General features: G+C 62.8%; 21 protein-coding genes. 7 read left to right on the top strand and 14 right to left on the bottom strand.

The features are described 5' to 3' along the window. Positions 1-3: 3 nt before the first annotated feature. Together AC5QPF_RS00645 and AC5QPF_RS00640 are read right to left on the bottom strand one after the other, a co-directional pair. A complete protein-coding gene (locus AC5QPF_RS00645) occupies positions 4-597 on the bottom strand; it encodes a PA_0111/PP_0108 family redox-active disulfide protein (protein WP_494961570.1) in 594 nt (197 codons plus the stop codon). Next, a complete protein-coding gene (locus AC5QPF_RS00640; RefSeq protein ID WP_494961569.1) occupies positions 563-1,309 on the bottom strand; it encodes an SURF1 family cytochrome oxidase biogenesis protein in 747 nt (248 codons plus the stop codon). The genes AC5QPF_RS00645 and AC5QPF_RS00640 overlap by 35 nt, the downstream gene beginning before the upstream one ends. Positions 1,310-1,369: 60 nt before the next feature. Between AC5QPF_RS00640 and AC5QPF_RS00635 the strand changes: the two genes are divergently transcribed. Further along, entirely contained in the window at positions 1,370-1,573 is a 204-nt protein-coding gene (locus AC5QPF_RS00635; protein WP_494961568.1) for a twin transmembrane helix small protein, read from the top strand. 9 nt (positions 1,574-1,582) lie between these two features. On the opposite strand, the gene AC5QPF_RS00630 is transcribed toward AC5QPF_RS00635, so the two are convergent. From AC5QPF_RS00630 to coxB, 4 genes are read right to left on the bottom strand one after another with little or no spacing between them, the layout of a single operon-like run. Beyond that, the gene (locus AC5QPF_RS00630; RefSeq protein ID WP_494961567.1) at positions 1,583-2,470 is read right to left on the bottom strand and encodes a cytochrome c oxidase subunit 3; all 888 of its coding nucleotides are present in this window, start codon (positions 2,468-2,470) and stop codon (positions 1,583-1,585) included. An 11-nt stretch (positions 2,471-2,481) separates the two neighbouring features. Then, positions 2,482-3,051 carry a cytochrome c oxidase assembly protein gene (locus AC5QPF_RS00625; protein ID WP_494961566.1) on the bottom strand — a complete coding sequence of 190 codons (570 nt, stop codon included), beginning with the start codon at positions 3,049-3,051 and terminating at the stop codon, positions 2,482-2,484. Between the two features lie 15 nt (positions 3,052-3,066). Then, complete coding sequence (ctaD, locus tag AC5QPF_RS00620; protein ID WP_494961565.1) at positions 3,067-4,659, bottom strand: cytochrome c oxidase subunit I; 1,593 nt, start codon at positions 4,657-4,659, stop codon at positions 3,067-3,069. A gap of 22 nt (positions 4,660-4,681) precedes the next feature. Next, positions 4,682-5,809: a cytochrome c oxidase subunit II gene (coxB, locus tag AC5QPF_RS00615; RefSeq protein ID WP_494961564.1), complete on the bottom strand. Its 1,128-nt coding sequence runs from the start codon at positions 5,807-5,809 to the stop codon at positions 4,682-4,684. Positions 5,810-6,177: 368 nt separating this feature from the next. On the opposite strand from coxB, the gene AC5QPF_RS00610 reads away from it, so the two are divergent. After that, positions 6,178-6,831, top strand: a complete 654-nt coding sequence (locus AC5QPF_RS00610) for a hypothetical protein (protein ID WP_494961563.1) — start codon at positions 6,178-6,180, stop codon at positions 6,829-6,831. 214 nt (positions 6,832-7,045) lie between these two features. Here the strand turns inward: AC5QPF_RS00610 and AC5QPF_RS00605 are convergent, their stop codons facing one another. From AC5QPF_RS00605 to AC5QPF_RS00580, 6 genes are all read right to left on the bottom strand, one after another. Continuing rightward, entirely contained in the window at positions 7,046-9,478 is a 2,433-nt protein-coding gene (locus tag AC5QPF_RS00605) for a TonB-dependent siderophore receptor (protein WP_494961562.1), read from the bottom strand. 92 nt (positions 9,479-9,570) lie between these two features. Then, a complete protein-coding gene (locus AC5QPF_RS00600) occupies positions 9,571-10,539 on the bottom strand; it encodes a FecR domain-containing protein (protein ID WP_494961561.1) in 969 nt (322 codons plus the stop codon). A gap of 4 nt (positions 10,540-10,543) precedes the next feature. After that, complete coding sequence (locus AC5QPF_RS00595) at positions 10,544-11,056, bottom strand: sigma-70 family RNA polymerase sigma factor (RefSeq protein WP_494961560.1); 513 nt, start codon at positions 11,054-11,056, stop codon at positions 10,544-10,546. Positions 11,057-11,247: 191 nt separating this feature from the next. Then, a complete protein-coding gene (locus AC5QPF_RS00590; protein WP_494961559.1) occupies positions 11,248-12,780 on the bottom strand; it encodes a SulP family inorganic anion transporter in 1,533 nt (510 codons plus the stop codon). 191 nt (positions 12,781-12,971) lie between these two features. Continuing rightward, positions 12,972-13,694 carry a carbonic anhydrase gene (locus AC5QPF_RS00585; protein ID WP_494961558.1) on the bottom strand — a complete coding sequence of 241 codons (723 nt, stop codon included), beginning with the start codon at positions 13,692-13,694 and terminating at the stop codon, positions 12,972-12,974. A gap of 246 nt (positions 13,695-13,940) precedes the next feature. Beyond that, positions 13,941-14,999 carry a PA0069 family radical SAM protein gene (locus AC5QPF_RS00580; RefSeq protein ID WP_494964290.1) on the bottom strand — a complete coding sequence of 353 codons (1,059 nt, stop codon included), beginning with the start codon at positions 14,997-14,999 and terminating at the stop codon, positions 13,941-13,943. Between the two features lie 567 nt (positions 15,000-15,566). On the opposite strand from AC5QPF_RS00580, the gene AC5QPF_RS00575 reads away from it, so the two are divergent. From AC5QPF_RS00575 to AC5QPF_RS00560, 4 genes are all read left to right on the top strand, one after another. After that, positions 15,567-15,722: a hypothetical protein gene (locus tag AC5QPF_RS00575; protein ID WP_494961557.1), complete on the top strand. Its 156-nt coding sequence runs from the start codon at positions 15,567-15,569 to the stop codon at positions 15,720-15,722. Then, complete coding sequence (locus AC5QPF_RS00570) at positions 15,719-16,276, top strand: ImmA/IrrE family metallo-endopeptidase (RefSeq protein ID WP_494961556.1); 558 nt, start codon at positions 15,719-15,721, stop codon at positions 16,274-16,276. The genes AC5QPF_RS00575 and AC5QPF_RS00570 overlap by 4 nt, the downstream gene beginning before the upstream one ends. A 331-nt stretch (positions 16,277-16,607) precedes the next feature. Then, positions 16,608-17,117 carry a hypothetical protein gene (locus AC5QPF_RS00565; RefSeq protein ID WP_494961555.1) on the top strand — a complete coding sequence of 170 codons (510 nt, stop codon included), beginning with the start codon at positions 16,608-16,610 and terminating at the stop codon, positions 17,115-17,117. Positions 17,118-17,153: 36 nt separating this feature from the next. Next, positions 17,154-17,663 (top strand): carbohydrate binding domain-containing protein, encoded by a 510-nt coding sequence (locus AC5QPF_RS00560; RefSeq protein ID WP_494961554.1) that lies wholly within the window; start codon positions 17,154-17,156, stop codon positions 17,661-17,663. Between the two features lie 48 nt (positions 17,664-17,711). Here AC5QPF_RS00560 and AC5QPF_RS00555 read toward each other — a convergent pair whose 3' ends face one another. Both AC5QPF_RS00555 and prlC read right to left on the bottom strand, forming a co-directional pair. Beyond that, a complete protein-coding gene (locus AC5QPF_RS00555) occupies positions 17,712-17,978 on the bottom strand; it encodes a YheV family putative zinc ribbon protein (protein WP_494961553.1) in 267 nt (88 codons plus the stop codon). Further along, a complete protein-coding gene (prlC, locus tag AC5QPF_RS00550; protein WP_494961552.1) occupies positions 17,975-20,026 on the bottom strand; it encodes an oligopeptidase A in 2,052 nt (683 codons plus the stop codon). The genes AC5QPF_RS00555 and prlC overlap by 4 nt, the downstream gene beginning before the upstream one ends. A gap of 91 nt (positions 20,027-20,117) precedes the next feature. Here prlC and AC5QPF_RS00545 point away from each other — a divergent pair, with 91 nt between their 5' ends. Beyond that, positions 20,118-20,666, top strand: a complete 549-nt coding sequence (locus AC5QPF_RS00545) for a gamma carbonic anhydrase family protein (RefSeq protein WP_494961551.1) — start codon at positions 20,118-20,120, stop codon at positions 20,664-20,666. Positions 20,667-20,681 lie beyond the last annotated feature (15 nt).

Here is a 20,681-nt window from a genome sequence, read left to right as displayed (position 1 = left end):
CTCCTAACCGATATTGGACAGCTTGAGCAGGTGGCGCAGATCGTTGAGCACGTCCTTGCCTTTGACCCGCGCGTCGTAGCGCAGCACCAGGTTGCCGTGGGGATCGACGATCCACAGCTGCGCCTCGCTGCGGTTCGGCGCCAGGGCGCCATAGCGGGTGGCGTCCAGCGGGTAGCGCTGCAGTTGCGGGTATTCGCTGTCCAGCTTGCCGAGGTAGGCGCCGCTGACCGGCTCGACACTGGCCAGGGCGTGGGTAGCGCGGCTGGCATCGCGGCCCAGGCCGATATTGATCTGCCGCGCCAGGTACACCAGTTGCTGGCAGTCCACGGCGCAGTCCTTCGGCGCACTGACCAGCAATTGCCAGCGCTCTTCCGGGGCCTGCACGCCGAGGTCGGCGAGCGTCCTGCCATCACCGATCATCTCGCCGTGGTAGCTGCGCCCGTCCGGCACCCAGAATTGCAGCTTGTACATGCCCGTGGCGAGCATCATCGGCCCGATCACCACCAGCAGGATGAGGATCAGTTGCAGGCGTCCCTTGGCGCGACTCCTTGGCGCCTTGCCGTCAGACATGTCGAGTGGTCCCGTGGCGACTCCCATGGTCTTTCTCCTTTTTATTGTGTCGATGCCATCCGAAGTACAGGTAAAGCGCGATCAGGGCCGTCGCCAGGGCGAACCACTGCACGGCGTAGCCCAGGTGTTTTTCCGGGCCGAGGGCGACCAGCGGCCAGTCCACGCGAAAGGCAGCCGGGCCTGGCTCCAGGCGCAGCTCGTGGGCGTAGCCGTCGCGGGCCAGTTGTTCCCAGAGATGCGCCGGCTCGGCGCTGTTGAGCAGCCGTGGGAAGTCGCCCGCGGGCGCATCGGCGCGCAGCAGGAAGCTGGCGCCGGGGGCGATGTAGACCCAGGCGCTGAGGTCGAGGGTCTGCTGCGGGGTGTCGAAGCTCACCGGCACGCGACGGTCGGTCCACGGCAGCCAGCCACGGTTGACCAGCCACCAGTGCCCGCTGGGCTCGTCGTAGAAGGGTTGCAGCAGTTCGACACCGGCCTGACCGTCACGCATGCGGCTGTCCAGCAGCACGCTGTGCTCGCCGTCGAAATGACCGCGCAGATGGACGCGCCGATAGGCCGGATCCGCCTCATCCAGCAGTTGCCCGGCCGGCACCGGCGCCTCGATCTCGCGCTCGGCGTAAACCTCCAGCAGCGCGCGCTTCTGGTCGGCACGGCCAAGCTGCCAGACACCCAGGCCGACCAGCACCGGCAGCAGTGCCAGCACCACCAGGGTCGGCACCAGACCGGGGCGAAAGGCTCTCATCGGGCCCCCGCAGGGGCTGTCGCTATACTGGAATGCATCACGTCCCCCGGAGTTGTCGTCATGCTCAAAGCCGCGATCGTTGTAATGTTGCTGGCTACCATCGCCAGTCTGTTCAGCGGCCTGGTGTTCCTGGTCAAGGACGAAGGGGAATCCACCCGCCTGCTCAAGGCCCTGACCATTCGCGTGTGCCTGGCCGCTGTGACCCTGGGCCTGATCACCTGGGGTTTCGTCAGCGGCCAGCTGGTGTCACACGCGCCCTGGTAAACCCTCCCGTCACAGCACGTAGACGAAGATAAACAACCCCACCCAGACCACATCGACGAAGTGCCAGTACCAGCTGGCCGCCTCGAAGCCGAAGTGCTTGTCCGCGTTGAAGTGCCCTTTGAGGATCCGCATCAGCATCACAAAGAGAATCAGGGTGCCCATGGTCACGTGGGCACCGTGGAAGCCGGTGAGCATGAAGAAGGTCGCGCCGTAGATCCCCGACCCCAGGGTCAGGCCAAGCTTGGTGTAGGCCTCGTGGTACTCGTAGGCCTGGAGGATGAGGAAGGCGATGCCGAGGGCGACGGTCAGCGCCAGCCAGAATTTCAGCGGGCCGCGATGATCCTTGCGCAGGGCATGGTGGGCGATGGTGATGGTCACGCTGGAGCTGACCAGCAAAATGGTGTTGGTCAGCGGCAGGTGCCAGGGATCGATGACTTCCCTGGGCGGCGGGAACAGTTTCGGGTCCGGGGTATGCAACAGCGGCCAGGTGAACTGAAAGTTCGGCCAGAGCATGTGCGCCACACCCTTGGCCCCTTCGCCGCCGAGCCACGGCCCGGACATGTGCCGCACGTAGAACAGCGCGCCGAAGAAGGCGATGAAGAACATCACCTCGGAAAAGATGAACCACGACATACCCCAGCGGAACGAGCGGTCCATCTGCGGGCTGTACAGGCCTGCGCGGCTTTCCTTGATCACCGCGCCGAACCAGCCGAACAGCATGTAGGCCAGGCACAGCGCGCCGACGAAGAAGATCAGCGGGCCATGGGAGTCCGGGTGGCCGGCCTTCATGTCGTTGAACCAGGTGCCGAGGCCGAACACCGTGATGAACATGCCGATGGTGGCGATGATCGGCCACTTGCTTTGCGCCGGTACGTAGTAGTGCTCGTGAGAGGCCATGATTGTTCTCCTTATCGGGCGCTCTGCGGGTTCGTGCTGGCCACATGGGCGACCGGCGGTTGGCGAGCGGTGATATCGAACAGCGTGTAGGCAAGCGTCAGGTGTTTCACATCCTTGGGCAGGTCGCGGTCGACGATGAAGCGCACCGGCATCTCGATGCGCTCACCCGGCTGCAGCACCTGCTGGCTGAAGCAGAAGCATTCGGTCTTGTGGAAGTACGCCGCCGCCTCGGCCGGGGAAATGCTGGGGATGGCCTGGGCGGTCATGGGTTTGTCGGTCGGGTTATGGGCGACGAAGATCATCTGGTTCACCGCCCCCGGGTTGACGTCGATCTGGTCGGCGGTGGAATAGAAGTCCCAGACCATGTCGATAGCGTTGGTGGACAGGAACTGCACCTTCACCGAACGCTGCGGATCGACCACCTGGGAGCCTTCGTACTGGCCGCCAGTCTTGCCGTTGATGCCGAACGCGCGGCACATCACGTCATAGATCGGCACCAGGGCAAAACCGAAGGCGAACATCACCACCGCCAGCATCAGCAGGCGACTGACCAGGCGCTTGATCGAGACTCCTTCGCTCATGACCGCAACCCTCCTTTATTTCACTTCCGGTGGCGTCTGGAAGGTGTGGTAAGGAGCCGGCGATGGAATCGTCCACTCCAGACCATCGGCGCCATCCCATGGCTTGGCCGGTGCCGGCTCGCCACCGCGGATGCACTTGATGACGATGAACAGGAACAGTAACTGCGTGGTGCCGAACATGAAGGCGCCGATGGAGCTGATCATGTTGAAGTCGGCGAACTGCAGGTTGTAGTCCGGGATCCGTCGCGGCATGCCGGCCAGGCCGACGAAGTGCATGGGGAAGAAGGCCATGTTCATGCCGACGAAGGACAGCCAGAAATGCAGCTTGCCCAGGGTTTCGTCGTACATGTGCCCGGTCCACTTCGGCAGCCAGTAATAAGCCGAGGCGAAGATGCCGAAGATCGCCCCCGGCACCAGCACGTAGTGGAAGTGGGCAACCACGAAGTAGGTGTCGTGGTACTGGAAGTCCGCCGGGGCGATGGCCAGCATCAGCCCGGAGAAACCGCCGATGGTGAACAGGATGACGAAGGCGATGGCGAACAACATCGGTGTCTCGAAGGTCAGCGAGCCCTCCCACATGGTGCTCACCCAGTTGAACACCTTCACCCCGGTGGGCACGGCGATGAGCATGGTGGCGTACATGAAGAACAGCTCGCCCACCACCGGAATGCCGACCACGAACATGTGGTGGGCCCAGACGATGAACGAGAGGAAGGCGATTGCCCCGGTGGCGTAGACCATGGAGGTGTAGCCGAACAACGGCTTGCGCGAGAACGCCGGGATGATCGAGCTGACCGCGCCGAACGCGGGCAGGATCATGATGTACACCTCGGGGTGGCCGAAGAACCAGAACACGTGCTGGAACAGCACCGGGTCACCGCCGCCGGCGGCGCTGAAGAAGCTGGTGCCGAAGTGGATGTCCATCAGCATCATGGTCACCACGCCGGCCAGCACCGGCATCACCGCAATCAGCAGGAAGGCGGTGATCAGCCAGGTCCAGACGAACAGCGGCATCTTCATCAGGGTCATGCCGGGGGCGCGCAGGTTGAGGATGGTGGCGATGACGTTGATCGCGCCCATGATCGAACTGATGCCCATCAGGTGGATGGCGAAGATGAAGAAGGTCACGCTCTGTGGCGCGTAGGTGGTGGACAGCGGGGCGTAGAAGGTCCAGCCGAAGTTCGGCCCGCCGCCGGGCATGAACAGGGTCGAGACCAGCAGCCCGAACGCCGCCGGCAGCAGCCAGAAGCTGAAGTTGTTCATCCGCGGCAGGGCCATGTCCGGCGCGCCGATCATCAGCGGGATCATCCAGTTGGCCAGGCCGACGAAGGCCGGCATCACCGCGCCGAAGACCATCACCAAGCCATGCATGGTGGTCATCTGGTTGAAAAACGCCGGCTCGACGATCTGCAAGCCAGGCTGGAACAGCTCGGCACGGATCACCATGGCGAACGAGCCGCCCAGCAGGAAGGCGCAGAAGGCGAACCACAGGTACATCGAGCCGATGTCCTTGTGGTTGGTGGTCAGCACCCAGCGCATCAGGCCCTTGGCCGGGCCGTGGGCGTGGTCATGCCCGGCATGACCGTGGTCGTCGATCACTGTGCTCATGTCCTGTCTCCTGAAAACCGGCTCATTTGCTTTCCGCCTGTTTGATCGCCAGCACGTCTTTCGGCGTGACCATGTCGCCCTTGTTGTTGCCCCAGGCGTTGCGTTCGTAGGTGACGACGGCGGCCAGGTCGACTTCCGAGAGCTGCTTGCCGAACGCCGCCATGGCGGTGCCGGCCTTGCCGTGGAACACCAGGTTCAAGTGATCTTCCTTCGGCCCGGTGGCGATCTTCGAGCCCTTGAGCGCCGGGAACATCGGCGGCAGGCCCTGGCCTTCGGCCTGGTGACAGGCCACGCAGGTGGTGTGATAGACCTTGTCGCCACGCTCCACCAGTTCCTGCAGGGTCCACTCCTTGCTGGTCAGTTCCTTGAGCTTGGCCGCCTCGGCCTTGCGCTCGCCGAGCCAGCTCTCGTAGTCCTCTTTCGACTTGACCTCGACCACCACCGGCATGAAGCCGTGGTCCTTGCCGCACAGCTCGGTGCACTGGCCGCGGTAGATGCCGGGTTTCTCGACGCGGGTCCAGGCTTCGTTGACGAAGCCGGGGATGGCGTCGCGCTTGACCGCGAAGGCCGGGACCCACCAGGAATGGATGACGTCGGCAGCGGTGACCAGGAAGCGCACCTTGGCACCCACCGGCAGTACCAGCGGCTGGTCGACTTCGAGCAGGTAGTGTTCGTCCTTGGGCGCCTTGCCGTGGATCTGATCGGCGGGGGTCGCCAGGTTGCTGAAGAACTCGACGTCCTGACCCAGGTACTTGTAGTGCCATTTCCACTGGTAGCCGGTGACCTGGATATCCACGTCCGACTCACTGGCGTCGTAGATCTCGATCAGCGTCTTGGTCGCCGGGATGGCCATGGCCACCAGGATCAGGAAGGGCACCACGGTCCACAGGATCTCGACCCAGGTGTGCTCGTGGAAATGCGCGGGCTGCTGCCCGGTTGAACGGCGGTGGATGATCATCGACCAGAACATCGCGCCGAACACCACGAGGCCGATCACCACGCAGATCCAGAAGATGGTCATGTGCAGATCGAACACGGCGTTGCTGACGACGGTCGCCCCCGGGGCCATGTTCACCGTCCAGGCGGCGTGCGCCGGGGTGAAAAACGGCCACAACAGCAGGCCCATCCAGACATGTGGATGTCGCATCATTGCGGGTTCCCCTTATCGTTCTTGTTATCCCGGAGGCGGGGCCTGCGGTTGGGGGCACGACGTCAAGACTGCGGACTTTGACGACGGCCCCCCGCTGCACTTCAGGCGGGCCTCATCAGCCAAAACTCACTCACAGCGGAGTATAGACAGGGGTCTGGACCACGCAATGCGCTCTCTGAAATCGTCCACTGGGCGCTAATCCATCGACCCGGATCGCTGTAAGACATTGACTTATAACGGTGATGGCATTTCGATATAACCCTGATAGGCAAATGCGCATAAGGGTTATGAGAAATGAGTATTAGCGCACAGAAAAACTTGGCTAACTTAGTGTCTTCCGTTTGTCATCGCTTGTCCCTGGAGTTGTCATGAACATTGCCGCATTGCGCGAGCAGATCACCCGAGCCCAACAACACGAATCCGAAACCGGCCAACTGCAACAACAGCTCATCCATCAGTTGCCACACCTTCATCCGTTGATCCAGCTGCCCGAGCAGGACGCCCAAGGGGCGTTGAACCGCTTCGTCAACGCCTACATCGACCAGGTCCCGGAAATGCTGGAAGCGGCCAATGCGGTCGCCCGCGAGGCGGGAATCGAATCGCAGATCAAACCGGTGCTGAAGATCGCCGAGGAATATTTCATTACTCCGCCGCAGATCATGAATGGCCATGTCGGCCTGGACTGCCTGCTGGACGAAGCCTACCTGGCCCATCGCCTGGTGGAAGAGGTCAACGACCTGTACATCAAGCATTTCCAGCAGCCGCTGATCCCCCTGGACACTACGGTTGCCAACCTGATCGCCCATCAATTGATCGGCGAGGAATTCGCCAACCAGCTGGATGAAGTGGTGCACCACTCACTGGACAACATGCTCGACGACGAGAGCTTCGCCCTGGAATCGGTGGAGGCGTATCGCGAGAAGCTGAGCAGCCCGGAGACGGGGGCGGCGTGGAAGCGCTGGCCGTGCCTGTCGCGGCAGTTGGGTGTGGGCCTGGAGTTGGGGCAGCAGCAGACTGCCTGACCCCTAGAGGCCTGCTCTGCAGGCCTCCTCGGTCGGCGTGGGTGCAGATTCATCCACGATTGGGCGCAAAGCGGCCATAAAACCTGCTTTCACGGTGTGTCAGGAAAACTCGGGACTTAGCGTTTACGACGGCTTCGCCGCCGATCGCGGCGGTCCGGCGTTCCGGTAAATCCCCACACTGATTGCGAAAGGGCCGCAAAGCGGCCCAACAACCTTACCAGTTGTAACTGACCGTCCCCATCACCGTCCGCTCTTCACCCCAGTAGCAACGCCCGGCGTTGTTGCAGCCCGCCACATACTCCTGGTCGAACAGGTTGCGCGCGTTGACCTCGGCCGACCAGTGCGCATCCAGCTGGTAACCCACCGCCGCATCCACCAGCGTCACGTCACCGGTATCCAGCTTGCCGTACAGCGAAGGGCTGGTGTACGCGAAGGTGCTGTCGAAGTGTCGTACGCCGGCACTCAGGCGCAGACCCTTGAGCTGGCCGTCGAGGAAGCGGTAGCTGCTCCACAACGACGCCTGGTTGCGCGGCACGCCGGTGACCTGATGGTCTTCCAGCAGCGAACCCGCCACGTCCTTGGTGATCCGCGAGTCGGTGTAGGTGTAGGCCGCCGTCACGTTGACGTTCTCGGTGATATCGCTGTTCAGCTCCAGCTCCACACCCTTGGCCCGGCTGCGCCCGATGTTGCGGTAGTTGCCGGTGGTGCTGTCGAGCAGCGAATCGTCCTTCTTGCGCAGGTCGTAGACCGATGCGCTGATCAGCGTGTTCCAGCCCTTGGGCTCATACTTCACGCCCACCTCGTACTGCTCGCTCAGCGTCGGGTCCAGGGGGCCGGAGGCGTTCGAGACCTGCTGGATCGGGTTGTACGCGGTCGAGTAGCTGACATAGGGCGAGACCCCGTTGTCGAACTGGTACATCAGGCCGGTCTGCCAGGTGAACTGACCATCCCAGTAGTCAAGATCGGCCACGCCATTGAGGGTACCGGCACGGTTGCGGAACTGGCTGTTGACCCGGTCGTAGCGCCCGCCGAGCAGCATCACCCAGTTGTCCAGGCGCGTCTGGATCTGGCTGTAGACGCCGTACATGGTCTGTTCCAGCAGGGCATCCTGGACCCGCGTCGAGGTTACCGGATCACCGGTGTACACCGGGTTGAACACGTTGACCGTGCCGCCGAAGCCGGCATTCCAGTCCTGATTGAACGAGGTGCGATCGAGGCTGGCGCCGACCAGCAGGGTGTTCTCCAGCGCGCCGACGGTGAAGTGACCTTCGACCTGGTTGTCCAGCGAGTAGGCGATGGACTTGTTGTATCGGTCGTAGGCGGTGTTGTTGACGTTGGTCCCGAAACCACCATTGTTCAGGCTGCCCGGCCAGATCTCGTGGCGATCGATGCGCGACTGCATGTAGCGCGAGTTCTGCCGGTATTGCCAGTCATCATTGAACTGATGATGGAACTCATAGCCCAGGGTCCAGACCTCGCGCTCGAATTTGTCCCAGTCCGGGTTGCCCAGCAGCGCGTGCTTGCCGATCTTGCCGTTGGGGTTGTTCAGCAGGGTGCCGGCGGCCGGGTAGCCCAGTTCCATCAGGGTGCGATCGCGCTGGTAGGTGGCCAGCAGGGTCAGGTCGGTCTGCTCGTCGAAGTTCAGGGTCAGGGACGGCGCGATGTACAGCCGGTCGTCTGGCTGGTGATCGACCTGGGTGTCCGACTTGCGCCCGAGCAGCACCAGACGGCCGAGCACGTTGCCGTTGTCGCTCAGCGGGCCCGAGACGTCGATGCCCAGCTGGCGCCGGTCGTTGGAGCCGTAGCTCAGTTGCACTTCGCCGCGGGATTGCGCGGTCGGGCGCTTGCTCACCAGATTGACCACGCCGCCCGGGGCGTTCTCGCCGTAGAGGATCGAAGTCGGGCCGCGGAACACTTCGATGCGCTCCAGACCATAGGGCTCGCTGGTGGTGTCGTAGCGGTTGCCCTGCACCCGCAGACCGTCGCGCAGCAGGCCATAGCCATAGTCGGTGGCGTTGAAGCCACGGATGAAGAACAGGTCGCCAGCTCCGCCGTCACCGGCAGCGAACGGCGGTGCAAAGATACCCGGCACGTAGCCCAGTACTTCGGTCAGGCTCTGGGATTTCTGGTCTTCCATGCGCTGGCGGGTGACCACCGAGACGGAGCGCGGCGTGTCGGCCAACGCGGTGCTGGTCTTGCTCGCGGTTGCCGAGTGGGTGGCGCGGTAGCCCTTGTCGTCCTGCCCGTAGCTGCTGGCCAGGCCCTGGCCATTGATCGCGGTCGCGTCCAGTTGTACCGCACTGCCTTCCGGCGCCGGTTGCAGTACATAGCCACCGGCACCCTGGGGCACGGCAACCAGGCCAGAGCCACCGAGCAGCAACGTCAGTGCCTGTTCGACGCTGTACTGACCGTCCAGCCCGGCACTGCGCTTGCCGGCCGCGAGGCTGTCACTGCCCGCCAGGTAGATCCCGGCCTGGCTGCTGAAGTCGTTGAGCACGTGGCTCAAGCTGCCCGCAGGCACGTGAAAGGTCTGTACCCGGGCGCTGGCCTGGGCGGCCTGGACGGCGGCGGGCAGCAGGGCCAGTGGAGCGAAGCTGAGGAAGGTCATCGGCACGAGGGCCAACACGCAGGAGCGGGGCGACGACATGGCAGTCCCTGTTGTGTTCATGCAGTAAGTGGGAGGGTTCTGCTGATGAACCGGACCACAGCGAAAAAGGGGAACCGCACGCTGAAAAATTTTCAGGCCGGCTCGACCGTCACCCACCAGTCGGTCAGGCGTTGGACCCGCACCGGCAGCGCTGCCTCCAGCAAACGCAGGGCGTGGTCGGTATCGTCGAGCGGGAAGGTGCCCATTACCGCGAGGCGGGCGATGTCGGGATGCAGGCCGAGGTGGCCGGGGCGATAGCGGCCCAGGGTGTCGATCAGCTCGGCGAGCGACAGGGCTTCGGCCGTCAGCCGGTTGCGCACCCAGGATTCGCCGGCGATCTGGGCCGGCGCCACGCCCGAAACAGCGAGAGCGCTGAAGTCGATCCGCTGTCCAGCCTCGACAACCGCTCGGACACCGCTGCGCGTAAACAGCTCCACCTGCCCCTGATAGACATTGAGGCGCGCATTGCCGTCGGCATAGCGCAGCGCGACGCGAAGCGGTGTCGCCGCCAGTTGCAACAGGCCGGCACCGGTTTCCATAAGCAATGGCCGGCGCTCGCGCACGCTCGATTGCAAGAGCACTTCGCCAAAACGCAGGTCGAGCAGACGCTGGCGCTCGTCGAAACGGGTATCGAGAGCAGTCTGCGCGCCCAGCCACACCGTGCTGCCATCGGCCAGCGCGACTTCCCGGTTCTCGCCGGTACCGGTGTGCAGGTCGGCGGTCCAGCCATTGCGCGAAGCAGTCTGCCAGCCGCCGAAACCGGCCATCGACCCCACCGCCAGCACCAGCAGCGATTTCACCGTCTGGCGTCGACTCAGGCGCGCCGGCCCGCGTTCACGCAGCACCCGCCCGACACGCTCGCCTTCACCGCGCAACGGCGCGAAGCGCTCACCGACCCGCTCCATGTAGCGCCACGCGGCCTGGTGCTCGACATGCTGGTCGAACCAGACCTGCCACTGCTCGCGGACACTGCTCTGGTCGCCTTCCTCGAGCATGCGCACATACCACTGGGCGGCGTGCTCGAGACTGACATGACTGAGTTTTTCCTGACTCGCGCGCATCGCCTCACTCCACCAGCAGGCCGTCGAGCTCGGCTTCGAGCACGGCGCAGTGGAGAAAGGCCTGGGCCATGTACTTCTTCACCATGCGCTCGCTGACTTCCAGGCGCTCGGCGATCACGGCATAGGTGACGCCCTCGACCTGGGCCATGAGAAACGCCTCGCGGACATTGCCCGGGAGGCGCAGGAGCATGGCGTCGACTTCCAGCAGGGTTTCGATGATCAGCGCTGTGTGTTCGGCGGACGGCTGGCTCGCCTCCGGCTGCGTCGCCAGGCTTTCGCGCCAGGCCCGCTCGATCTGGGCATGCCGCCAATGGTCGATGCACAGGCCCTTGGCGATGGTCGCCAGGTACGAGCGCTCTCCGGTCTGGCAGGCGAACTCCACGGGGCGGCGCAACACGCGCAAGAAGGTGTCATGCAGCAGGTCGGCGGCATCCCAGCCATTGCCCAGGCGGCGGCGCAGGAACAGCCGCAGCCAAGGAGCGTGTCTTGTGTAGAGCATCTGGGCTGGGGAAGACATGAAAGGTCCGCGCGGCAATAATGCAAGTGGTATTGATTCTCAATAGTAGGTCAGGATGGTTGTGAGTTTCTACACAATTCTGACGGTCTGGCAGTAACCCTGTGGGAGCGAGCTTGTCAGGGCGCCGAACCGTCGCGAATGGCCGCTTCGCGCCCATTCGCGAGCAAGCTCGCTCCCACAAGGCGGTCGACTCAGGTACCCAGACCAATCGTGGTGCGCACCCTGCCTTCGACCCGCCGTTTCAGGCGCCGCGACTCGATGACCAGTCGCGATCCAGTGGCGGCATTGGCCCGGCCCCAGTCCTCCAGCAACTCGAGGCAGGCATGGTCGATATAGCTCAAGTTGGCCAGCGGTACATGCAGGGTGGTGCCCGGCGCAATGCCGTCCAGCGCCTGGGTCAGTGCTGGCACCTTGAGGAAGGTCGCTGCACCGCTCAGCCGCAGTTCCATATGCCCCTTGCGCGGCAGGCTGCTGATGTTGATCTTCAACCGCGCCGCCTTGAACGCCAGCTTCACCAGGGTCAGAGCAAAGCCCAGCAGCACACCGGTCAGCAGGTCGGTGAAAACAATCGCCAGAGCGGTCGCCGCATAGACAAACATCGGCATCCGGCCATAGCGCCCCAGCCCGCGGAAAGCCTTCAGGTCCACCAGCTTGATCCCGGTAAACACCAGTACGCCCGCCAGGCTAGCCACCGGAATCTGCTGCAGCACGCTGCCCAGCAAGACCACGAAGGCCAGCAGCCACGCACCATGGAAGATCGCCGACATCCGCGAGATTGCCCCGGCCTGGACATTGGCCGAACTGCGCACGATCACCCCGGTCATCGGCAATGCGCCGAGCACACCGCAGACCATGTTGCCGACGCCCTGGGCCGACAGTTCGCGGTCGAAATCGGAGCGCTGGCCGCTGTGCATGCGATCCACCGCCGCAGCCGAGAGCAAGGTTTCCGCACTGGCGATAAACGCCAGGGCGAAGGCCGCCACCAGCAATGCCGGATCGGCCAGCGCCAGCAGGTCGGTCGGGCGTAGCCAGTCGATGGCTTCGCTAAGGTTGTCCGGTACCTCGACGCGGTTCACCGGCAAGGCCAGGCCGATGCTCAGCAGGGTCATCGCACTCACCCCGAGCAGCGCGCCCGGCACGAAGCGCAGGCGCTGTGGCTTGAAGCGCTCCCAGGCCCACATCACCGCAATGGTGCCCAGCCCCAAGGCCCCGGCCTGCCAGTCACTGCCGGTGTTTTCCAGCGGCAGCGCCTCACCCAGCACAGCGGGAAAGCCCAGCAGGTTTTCCAGGCCCGAGGGCAGCGGCGAACTGTCGAACATCACGTGCACCTGGGACAGCACGATCAGCACGCCGATACCCGCGAGCATGCCGTAGACCACCGCCGGCGCCGTGACCCGGAACCAGCAACCGAGGCGAAAGCGCCCCGCGAGCAATTGCAGCAGCCCCGCCAGCAGCAGGATTGGTCCGAGCATGGCCATGCCGTGCTGGCGCACCAGCTCGAAGACCAGTACCGCCAGACCGGCCGCCGGACCACTGACCTGCAAGGGCGAGCCGGCCAGCCAGCCCACCAACAGGCCACCCACGATCCCGGTTATCAGACCTTTGGCCGGCGGCATCCCGGAAGCGATGGCGATCCCCATGCACAGGGGCAGCGCCACCAGGAAGACCACCACGGAAGCCAGCAGGTCCCGCGGCAAGGCCGCTTTGAGTTGCGTCATGTTCATCCTGTTCTCCTTTTCAGGCCATTCCTCTGGCCACTCTGCGCGCAGGCGTCGACGTGCTGCGCCGAACGACGGGCAGCCGCCAACCCGCCGACGCTGCGGCAAGGCATTCATGTGTATTCAAGGCAGCCGACTGCCGGCCACACGCGCGTGGTTACACGGCGTGCAGCGCTCGGTCAGCGGTGATCAGAAAATCAGAAGCGGCCTTTGGGCGTAGCGCTTGGAATCGGCTGGCCGCGGGTCAGCGGCAGGAAGGCGTCGCTTTCGGCGTCGTAGGCGGAGATTTCGCTGGTTTCGATGTTGTAGATCCAGCCGTGGATATACAACTGGCCAGCCGCCAGACGCGACGCCACCGACGGGTGGGTGCGCAGGTGATGCAACTGGGCGATGACGTTCTCGCGGGTGAGGACCTGCATGTTTTCATGCTCGGTACCGCACTGGCAGTTGTCCTCGACCACGGTACGGGCCACTTCGGCATGACGCAGCCAGGCCTTGACGGTCGGCATCTTCTCCAGCGACTGCGGATTGAGTACCGCACGCATCGCGCCGCAATCGGAGTGACCACAGATAATGATGTGGTGCACGCCCAGCGCCATCACCGCGTACTCGATGGCCGTCGACACACCGCCGTTCATCTGCCCGTAGGGTGGGACCACGTTGCCCACGTTACGGGTGACGAACAGGTCGCCGGGCGAGCTCTGGGTAATCAGTTCGGGAACGATCCGCGAGTCGGCGCAGGTAATGAACATGGCCCGCGGCTTCTGCGCGGTAGCCAGCTTCTTGAACAGCTCTTCCTGTTCCGGGAAGACCTCGTGATGGAATCGCAGGAAGCCATCGACGATATGTTTCAGGGCGCCATCGGCAGTCTCGGCTTCAGGAGTAGCCGGGCCGGTCGGAGAGGGTTCCTTGTTCGACATGATTGATCCTCTTTGACAGGTTCGAAGGTAAGTCCATTTTACCGGGTTGGATTCAGACAGGCTTACGTCACTTGGATTACAGATGTAGTCAACAAATCACATTTCTGGCCAGCTGAATTCTTACGCTACGTGGCGAAACTTAACTGAAACTGAATTGAGAACGCTCTAGAACGGGCGTTCCAGAAGTTTTTGGCGGGTTTTCCATAGTATCAAAAAAGCATTAATCGCCAATGGCCATTATTGTTTTTACAACAACGACAGCTGCCCGCCTGGCGGGCAGAACGCCGTGCAATCCAGCGAATGGCCGCCGCGACGGTTGAGGCCATGGCGCCGGATCGCTTTGTCGAAACGCTGCGCCAGCAAATCGGCGAAAACCCCTTCGCCGCGCATTCGCGCACCGAAGCGGCTGTCGTAGAGCTCGCCGCCACGACTTTGCCGGATCAGGCTGAGAACGTGGTCGGCGCGTTGCGGGTAATGGTCGCGCAGCCATTGCTCGAACAGCGGCGCCACTTCCAGCGGCAGGCGCAGCAGCATGTACGCGGCGCTCAGGGCGCCGGCCTCGCGGGCGGCTCCGAGCAGGCGTTCCAGCTCGCTGTCGTTGATCATCGGGATCATCGGCGAACACAGCACGCCCACCGGAATCCCCGCCCCACGCATGACCCGGATCGCCCGCAGGCGTGCCTTCGGTGCTGCCGCACGCGGTTCCAGGGTGCGTTTCAGTTCGTCGTCGAGGGTGGTCAGACTGATCATCACCGAAACCAGGTTCTGCTTCGCCAGCTCGGTGAGCAGGTCAAGGTCGCGCAGGATCAGCGAGCCCTTGGTGACGATGGTCACCGGGTGGCGATAGCGCAGCAGGACTTCCAGCAGACGTCGGGTCAGTTGCTGCTCGCGTTCGATGGGTTGGTACGGATCGGTATTGGAGCCAAGGTTGATCGGCGCGCAGACATAGCCTGGCTTCGACAGTTGCTGCTCCAGCACTGCGGCGGCGTTGGTCTTGGCGATCAGCTTCGTCTCGAAGTCGAGACCCGGCGACAGGTCCCAGTAGGCATGGCTCGGCCGCGCATAACAGTAGATGCAGCCGTGCTCGCAGCCGCGATAGGGATTGATGGAACGATCGAAGGGCAGGTCCGGGGAGTTGTTGCGGGTGATGATGGTCTTCGCGGTCTCGATGCGGACCTCGGTGCCCTGGGTCAGCGGCACTTCCTGGTACCAGCCATCGTCCTCGACCACCGAGCGGTTGGGGGCGAAGCGGTTGTGCGGGTTGTGGGCGGTGCCGCGACCGCGAACTGGCGTTGGAGCGACCATCATGAGCCACCTTGATACTGTTTATTTATACAGTAACAGACTTCACATCCGCTTCCACGCTTTCCGGCCAGGCGGTAGCCGGACCTGAAGCTGGCAATGCTCACTCGCGCTGCGCGTTTCAGGAGACGAAGACGCTGGGCATTGCGCTCGAAGACACGCCGGTAGCATTACGCGCCGGGCTTCTTCAGCTTCGGATTGGGAAGAACTGCCCGGCAGGTTTCTGCGCTTTCGACACGGGTAGTGACCCCTGAGACCATTGCACGAATCAAGGCTTGACTGTATAAAAACCCAGTACCGGAAGCCGGACATGCCAAAGACCGTCGCACTGGGCCTGCCCTGACTAAGCGCCATGTCAATATGGCAAAATGACTTATACCGTTCTTTGTTCATCAAGGTCGCTGCATGGAAGCCAAGAAAGGAAGGACCCTGCTGAGAATCGTCAAAATTCTCGGATTACTGCTTTGTGGATTCGCTGGAGGATCATTGTCACCCTGAATCCTCGGCTGGATTCAAAGCGTATCGGTACAGACGCCGTCGGACGCCTATGCCATTGCCAACACCTACATCGTGTTCACGACCATCATCTTCGTTGGCATCACGGTCCTCCTGGCAATCGCTGGCTACGTGATCACACAGCAGTTTTCAGCCGCGAAAATCGCCCATGAAATACAGATCATCGATGAGTTGAAAGAACGGTTGGTCACCGAAGGAGGACGTGAATGACTGAAATCTACGGCTCCGCCGCCGACCTCATTTCAGCTTACGAAAACGCCACCGGCGAAAGGGTCACCGCACCGGTTCAACTGGACAGGATTGCCGACTTCCTTGAAATCATGGTCAAGGACGATGCAAACCTGGAGAAAGATGACGTCATCGGGCAGATCTGCTTCGAAAACGATCAGCCTGTGGTATCCATCAATCCGATACAGAACAACTACCTGCCGCGCAGACGATTCACCCTGGCGCATGAGATCGGGCACTTCTGCCTGCACACGGACAAGGTAAAAAGCGGCTTCAAGGACAATCAAAAGACCATGAGCCGAAGTGAGTCCTACTGGGACATCAAGGAGTCGGAGGCAAACGGCTTTGCTGCACAGTTGCTGATGCCGAAGTCCCTGATCATTCAGGAGGCCAATGCAATCATCTCCGCTTATCGGACCGCCACCGGATCGACCGGAATGCCAACGGAAGACTTCATCCGGCAAATCGCCTACAAGTTTTCTGTCTCCAGCATTGCCATGGAATACCGGCTAAAGAACCTTGGCATCATCAAGTGATCACGTCATTCGCTCAAACGTGACATCTCGCTAAAGCCTGACCTGCAATAGGCCGACCGCTGGCTGGCGGTCAGCCCACTGCAGGTCAGGCTTGCTGCTTCTTCAGCTTCGGATCAGGAAAGAACTGCGACGTCTGTACCGCAGTCCTCCGACATGAAGACAACCCACATACTGTTTATTAATACAGCACCAACTTTGCCTGTGAATCCCACATTTTCCCGCCAGCTGGCCGCGGGACCTGACATTTCTGTCAGTTGTGGACCCCCCATTAACGGCGTGAAACTCGTGACGTATCCCGCGCCCTCATGGCGCTTATGAAGAGGTCACGCAAATGACAGCAGTCAACGAGCAACTGGTCGTCAACGGCAGTTTTCAGACGGGCAACCTGGATGGTTGGGGCGTCCTCGATCCGGCCAAGCACATCGTCATGGAGTATTCACAAAACCGGCATTGCGTGGTGCAGCTACCCGCCTCTGGCAAAGAGGCACTGACCCAGTATTTCTGGGCCGAACCGGGAACCTATCAACTGTCCGTCATGCATCGGGCAACGAACGAACAAGGTCGGCCGGTGGATGTGAGAACGCTGCATGGAGGGGGCGTTTCATTCACCGACAGCCACGGAAATCTAGTTACATCGCCAATGTTGCTGGTTTCCAAACAGGCATGGGGACAGACCAGCACTGAGGTGGTGATCGAGGCCGGCGAGCCACCGACCGAAATCAAGATGCGTTTTCAGAATATCGAGAACAGCGCAAGCGAAGCGCTGGGACGCAGCTTGGGTATCCAGTTCGAGGAATCGCCGCTCGCCCTGACCAAGCTCAGTTTCTGGCGGATCCGTTAGAAGAGCAGACTGTCTGCAACACGGGAAATCGCTGATATGGCTGAAAAATCGATGGAACTGCTGGTGAACGGCAACTTCGCTTCAGGTGACCTGCAAGGCTGGGTGTCGGACGACCCCACCCGCTTCAAAGTGGTGTCCTATGCCCCCGGCAAGCACTGTGTCGTGGCACTCGGTGCACGGAGGGTGGGCCTGAGTCAGTTCGTTTTTTCGCCGCCAGGCAAGCTGTTCCTGTCGTTCTGGCATCGCGCCACTGATGAACAGGGCAACCCCGTGGACAAAGTCACCGTGTCTGCCGGCCTTCTTGCCTATCAAACCAGTCAGGGAAGCATCGTTGCGCCTTTGATTTTCCAAAGTACCAAGGAATGGCAGAAATGGACCTCTGAATACACCATTCGCAAAGGTGAGCCGCCCACGCGAATCCAGCTGGAATTCCAGAACGCGGACGAAAGCCTGCGCCAGGCCGTTCGAAGCAATTTCAGCCTCGCCGACATTGAAGAAACTCCCATCGCATTGCGCGACATAAGCCTTTGGAACATGGAGGGATAGCTGCTTCGGCGCAAGCCACCCGGCAACGCTCACCGGGCGGCATAACCGTCACTCCTGCGGCTTCTTCAGCTTCGGATTGGGAAAGAACTGCACCGTCTGCACCGCAGCCTTCGGCGCCTTCGCCTGTTCCTGGTTGACCCGCGTGCCCAGCTCCTTCGGTACCGACAGGCCCTGCTCGTTAAGGGTGTCGGAGAACCCGCAGTTGACGCACTCACGGTGCGGAACACCATCGACGCTCCACATCTTCAACTTGTCCGGCTGGCTGCAGGCCGGGCACACGGCACCGGCGATAAAGCGTTTTGGGGTCGTGCTCATGCCGCCAGGTCCTCGCTCAGGCCGCTGTGGCGCAGCAGCGCATCGATGGACGGTTCGCGACCGCGGAAGTCGACGAACAGCAGCATCGGCGCCTGCGAACCACCGCGGGCCAGGATCGCCTCGCGGAAGGCGCGGCCGGTCTCGGCATTGAGCACGCCTTCTTCCTCGAAGCGCGAGAAGGCGTCGGCAGACAGCACTTCAGCCCACTTGTAGCTGTAGTAACCGGCCGCGTAACCGCCGGCGAAGATGTGCGCGAAGCTGTTGGGGAAGCGGTTGTACGCTGGTGGGCGCATGACCGAGACTTCGTCGCGCACGCCTTCGAGCACTTCCAGCACACTGCGGCCGTCGCCGTGACGGGCATGCAGTTCGAAGTCGAACAGCGAGAACTCCAGCTGACGGACCATCATCAGGCCGGACTGGAAATTCTTCGCTGCCAGCATCTTCTCCAGCAGGTCCTGCGGCAGCGGCTCGCCGCTTTCGTAGTGACCGGAGATCAGCGCCAGACCTTCCGGCTCCCAGCACCAGTTCTCCATGAACTGGCTCGGCAGTTCCACCGCGTCCCAGGCCACGCCGTTGATGCCGGACACACCGGCATGCTCAATGCGAGTCAGCAGGTGGTGCAGGCCATGGCCGAACTCGTGGAACAGGGTGGTCACTTCATCGTGGGTCAGCAGTGCCGGCTTGCCCGGGGCGGCCGGGGTGAAGTTGCACACCAGGTTAGCCACCGGGCTCTGCAGCGCGCCATCGGCGGTGCGGCGACGGTCGCGGGCACCGTCCATCCAGGCACCGCCACGCTTGTTGGCACGGGCGTAGAGGTCGAAGAAGAAGCGCCCGACATGCTGGCCGTTCTCCTTGATCTCGAACAGGCGCACGTCCGGGTGCCAGGTGTCGAAGCCCTTCTGCTCGGCGATCTCGATGCCGTACAGGCGCTGGACGATGGCGAACAGGCCGGACAGCACCTTGTCGATCGGGAAGTAGGCGCGCAGGATTTCCTGCGACACGCTGTAGCGCTGCTCGCGCAGCTTTTCGCCGTAGAAGCCACTGTCCCAGCTCTGCAGGTCAGGGCAGCCCTGTTCGGCAGCGTAGGCCTTGAGCTGGGCCAGGTCCTGGGCGGCGTAGGGTTTGCTGCGCTGCGCCAGGTTGCGCAGGAAGCCCAGCACCTGGTCGCTGGATTCGGCCATCTTGGTCGCCAGGCTCAGCTCGGCGAAGTTGGCGAAGCCCAGCAGTTCGGCCAGTTCCTGGCGCAGGTCGAGGATCTCGCGCATCACCGGGCCGTTGTCGAACTGGCCGGCATTCGGGCCCTGGTCGGAGGCGCGGGTGCAGTAGGCGGCGTAGACCTCTTCGCGCAGGGCGCGATCTTCGGCGTAGGTCATCACCGCGTAGTAGCTGGGGAATTCCAGGCTGATCAGCCAACCGTCGAGGCCCTTGGCCTGGGCGGCGGCCGCCATCTGCGCCTTGGCCGAGTCGGTCAGGCCGGCGAGGGCGGCTTCGTCGGTGACGTGCTTGGTCCAGGCCTGGGTGGCGTCGAGCAGCTGGTTGGAGAAGCGGCTGCCCAGCTCGGACAGCTTGCTCTGCACTTCGGCGTAGCGCTTCTGCTGCTCAGGCGGCAGGTCGATGCCCGACAGGCGGAAGTCGCGCAGGGCGTGTTCGAGGATGGTCTTTTGCGCCACGTCAAAGCCAGCGGCCTTGGGGCTGGCGGCCAGCGCCTCGTAGGCCTGGAACAGCTCGCGGTTCTGGCCCAGTTCGGTGGAATAGGCGCTCAGGGCCGGCAGGCAGGCCTCGTAGGCCTCGCGCAGTTCGGCGCTGTTGCACACGGCGTTGAGGTGGCTGACGGGGCTCCAGGCTGCGCCGAGGCGGTCATTCAGCTCGTCCATGGCCAGAACCAGGCCGGCCCAGCTGGGGTTGTGGCCCTGGTCCTTGAGGATCGCGTCGATGGCTTTGCGGTTGTCGGCCAGGATCTGTTCGATCGCCGGCAATACATGCTCGGCGCGGATTGCCGAGAAGGGCGGCAGGTCATAGGACTGCAGAAGCGGGTTGTTCGCACTCACGGTTGGACACCTTGGCAGAAGAAACACCGGCCCATCTTAATTACAATCGCGGTCGCCCGCAGCTTATTAGCCCAAGAGAGGGACGCTATCCATGGCCATCCGCACCTTCCAGCAGCACACCCCACGCCTCGGCGAGCGCGCCTTCGTCGACCGCAGCGCGGTGGTCATCGGCGATGTCGAGATTGGCAATGACAGCTCGGTCTGGCCTCTGACAGTGATCCGTGGCGACATGCACCGCATCCGCATCGGTGCGCGCACCAGCGTGCAGGACGGCAGCGTGCTGCACATCACCCACGCCGGCCCGTTCAACCCCGACGGCTTTCCGCTGCTGATCGGCGACGACGTGACCATCGGCCACAAGGTCATGCTCCACGGCTGCACTCTGGGTAGCCGCATCCTGGTGGGCATGGGCAGCACGATCATGGACGGCGCCATCGTCGAGGACGAAGTCATCATCGGCGCCGGCAGCCTGGTGCCGCCGGGCAAGCGTCTGGAAAGCGGCTTCCTCTATGTCGGCAGCCCGGTGAAGCAGGCGCGGCCGCTGACCGACAAGGAGCGCGCGTTCTTCCCCTACAGCGCCGCCAACTACGTACGCCTGAAGGACCAGCACTTGGCCGAAGGCTACGACCGGCCCGAGTGACGACTTCCACTTTTT

Source organism: Pseudomonas sp. Con_6 (assembly GCF_059379395.1).
The sequence above is the reverse complement of the archived record's forward strand: the minus strand, read 5'-3'. Positions and strand labels throughout refer to the sequence as shown.